Consider the following 3,459-nt stretch of genomic DNA (forward strand, 5'->3'; position numbering starts at 1 on the left):
AGGGTAGAAAGGGTAGATAGGGTAGAGAGGGTAGAGAGGGTAGATAGGGTAGAAAGGGGTTATTAGGTCATTAGGTCAAGAGGCGTAGCGAAGCGGAGTCCCGCAAGGCGGGATCAAGCGGCCATTAGGTTGAGAGGGTAGGAAGGGTAGAAAGGGTTGATGGGGTAGGAAGGGTGGATAGGGGCAGGAGGGGGATTAGGTTGTGAAATTTTAAGTCGAAGTGATATGTCTATGTTTTATCATCCGCAGGTTTACAAAATAAAAGATGAGCCATGCAGCCGTTTATTGATGCGGAGGAGTTGTGGGGGATTTTAAAGGAGAATGAAGGTCCGTCTAAGGAGCGGGTGCGGGAGGTGATTGCACGGTCTTTGGATAAGCACCGCTTGAGTCTGGCCGAGACAGCGGTCTTGATCAATGCGGATGATCCGGAGTTAATTGACGAGATTAAAGCGGGCGCCAGGGTTTTGAAGGAAAGGGTTTACGGACAGCGCATTGTTCTTTTTGCACCGCTTTACATCGGCAACCTTTGTACCAATAACTGTTCCTATTGTGGGTTCAGAACCGACAATAAAAAGCAGGAACGTATTACCCTGGATCATGACCAGATTGTTGAGCAAGTCACTGCCCTGGAGGAAGCCGGGCACAAAAGACTGATACTGACCTTTGGAGAGCATCCGCGCTATTCCCCGGAATTCATTGCCGAAACGGTCCGCACCGTTTACAGCGTTAAAAAAGACCATGGGGAAATTCGCCGGGTCAATATCAACGCTGCACCATTGAATATTGAGGGTTTTAAGGTGGTTAAAGCGTCTGGCATTGGGACCTATCAGGTTTTTCAGGAGACCTACCATCCATCCGCCTATCTGGACGTGCACTTGTCGGGACAAAAGCGTGATTATAACTGGCGCCTGACCGCCCTCGACAGGGCGCAGGAGGCGGGTATCGACGATGTGGGGATAGGGGCTTTGATGGGGCTTTACGACTGGCGATTTGAGGTCATGGGCCTGTTGCGTCACGTCAATCACTTTGAGGCGGTCTATAATGTCGGCCCCCATACCATTTCATTTCCCCGCATAAAAACCGCTTCGGGCTATGCTTTTAATAAGCAATACGAGGTCAGCGATGCTGATTTTACCCGACTGGTAGCTATTTTAAGATTGGCGGTGCCTTATACCGGCATGATATTAACCGCCCGGGAACCGGCCCACATACGTGATGAAGTCTTACAATTTGGGGTGTCCCAAATTGACGGGGGCACCAATATTGAATTGGGGGGTTACAGTAAAAAGGGGGTTGCCCAAAATTTGGATTCGGAACAGTTTCAGATCAATGATAACCGATCACTGGAGGAAGTCATTTCTGAATTAATCAAGAAGGATTACATCCCCTCCTTCTGCACGGCTTGTTATCGCTTGAACCGCACCGGTGAGCATTTTATGGAATTTTCAGTGCCCGGCTTTATCAAGCGTTTTTGTCAACCCAACGCCATGCTGACCTTGGCGGAATATCTTGAGGACTACGCCACGCCGGAGAGTAAAGTAAAGGGATATGATTTGATTGAAAAAAACATAGAAAATTACACCGACGAAACCTTTAAAAATAAGCTGCTTGAGCGCCTGGAACGGGTAAAGGCCGGAGAACGGGATCTTTATTTTTAGGAGTTGTTTAAGCTGTCCGGCCAGGTGGAAAATGGAATTCCATCAAGAATAGTTTTCAAAAAAAATAATTGGATTTTCAGACTTTGGCATATTTCTTGAAAAAAGAGGCTGAGAAACACTTTAGCCCCATGAAGAAATTTACCCTGTTTAGCCTAATGGCTGTTTTAACTTTTCATTCAGCCCTCTCACAAACCCGTCGTGTTCGTGAAAAAGTTTCGGAAGACAAACGGTCTTCCTCTTCCCTTGATGGATACCATGCCTATTCATCGGATGCATCCGCTTCGGAATCGGATTCTGAAAGTTCTTATCTGGCTGTTATGCTGATAGAGGGCCTTGTCTATGGCATCGGTTATGCCGGTTATGGTATTTATAAGGGTTTTTGGAACGGTCAGCAGGCCGTTCTGCAACACAGAGACCTTCGACCCGAATTGGTTTCCTTGCAAATATCTGCGGTGGGCGGCTTTGATTACCAGAGCAATACTTTTTTAGCCAGTCCGGCTATTCGGGGCAATTACGGAATTTTTGCCAGTGATTTACGTTATATCAACATGAGCGACGTAACCGGTCGCTTGCATTCTGTCGATTGGCAGGTGTTAATGTTGCGCCTGCCCATCCAAAGTTTTAAGCTTGAATACGGCTTAGGTTTCAGTCATTTTATTTCGCCCTCAAAAACCTATTTTGTGCAATCACTGGGTTTCGACTTAGGTTTTCTGCAAAACAGGGCAGCTCTGCAGGGTCAATACCGATGGAGCCAGAAAACCAGTGTTGGCAGGTATCGCCAGGAATATGCCCTGGATTTTGATGCAGAGGTGGCCCGCAGAGGGAACCTCAGGTTTTGTCCCTTTGTGGGCTATGTGCACTATCAATATTTTCAGGAGATTCCCTTTGATTTTATCCGGCTGGGGATGAAAATCAAACTGTTCTGATCAGAGCAGTCGGCCAGCCGCTTCATCCAGCATCCACAAGGCCTTTTTGTCGACCAGCGCGGCCGGATAAGACTGGTAGTTACCCGTTTGATTAACTATTTCCGTCACCTTCTGTGCTTTGTTGCTGCCGGTGACCAAAAACAGAATCTGCTCCGAATTGTTGATGACCTTGCCGGTCAGACTGACTCTTTTTTGGCCAGAGTCCGGATGGGTAGCTACTTCACAGAGTAGGGGTGATTCCCAAAGGTGAATTTGATGCGGAAAAATGGAAGCCGTATGTCCGTCATCTCCCATGCCCAGAATCATCAGGTCAAATGCCGGCAGGTTATTCTTTTGAGGAAGCACCTCGTCAATGATCTTTTCGTATTCCAGCGCAGCTGCATCCGGCGGTAGTTCCCCTTTTACCCGATAAATATGCTCCTCCGCAATGGGCAGTTGGCTAAAGAGGTAGTCCCGGGTCATTTTATAGTTGCTGTCGGTATGGTCGGGCGCCACACAACGCTCATCTCCCCAGAAAAACCGTAGTTTGTCCCACGCTATTTTCTCTTTATACTCAGATGCCAGAAATTCGAAAATCACCTTGGGCGTACTGCCCCCCGATAAGGCAATGAAAATCTCCTCCTTTTCCTGACTGATTTTTAGCAGCCTCTCTCCAAAATCCGCTGCCAGTGCCGCTTTATCCTTAAATGTTTTAATCTCCATATCCTTTAATTTTTTTCGTTGCCCCTGGCAACCTAATGACCTAATCCCCCATCAACCCCATCCACCCCATCAACCCTCTCAACCTAACGGCCTAATGGCCTCTCGACCTAATATCCCGCTTCGCGGTACCGATACTCGGTATTCCACTTCGTTAAAACTCCCGCTTCGCTCCG

The 3,459-nt window shown here is 47.8% G+C and carries 3 protein-coding genes; 2 read left to right on the forward strand and 1 reads right to left on the reverse strand.

Annotated features, from left to right (window positions below; genetic code table 11):
- Positions 1-272 precede the first annotated feature (272 nt).
- Both hydG and JCM15548_RS20130 read left to right on the forward strand, forming a co-directional pair.
- Entirely contained in the window at positions 273-1,658 is a 1,386-nt protein-coding gene (hydG, locus tag JCM15548_RS20125; protein ID WP_062128975.1) for a [FeFe] hydrogenase H-cluster radical SAM maturase HydG, read from the forward strand.
- A gap of 128 nt (positions 1,659-1,786) precedes the next feature.
- Positions 1,787-2,584 (forward strand): hypothetical protein, encoded by a 798-nt coding sequence (locus JCM15548_RS20130; protein WP_157483028.1) that lies wholly within the window; start codon positions 1,787-1,789, stop codon positions 2,582-2,584.
- Here the strand turns inward: JCM15548_RS20130 and pgl are convergent, their stop codons facing one another.
- On the reverse strand, positions 2,585-3,286 hold the full coding sequence (gene pgl, locus JCM15548_RS20135) for a 6-phosphogluconolactonase (protein WP_062128978.1): 702 nt from the start codon (positions 3,284-3,286) through the stop codon (positions 2,585-2,587).
- Between the last annotated feature and the right edge of the window lie 173 nt (positions 3,287-3,459).

The sequence above is a fragment of the Geofilum rubicundum JCM 15548 genome, from assembly GCF_000974365.1.
Classification (GTDB): Bacteria; Bacteroidota; Bacteroidia; order Bacteroidales; family Marinilabiliaceae; genus Geofilum; species Geofilum rubicundum.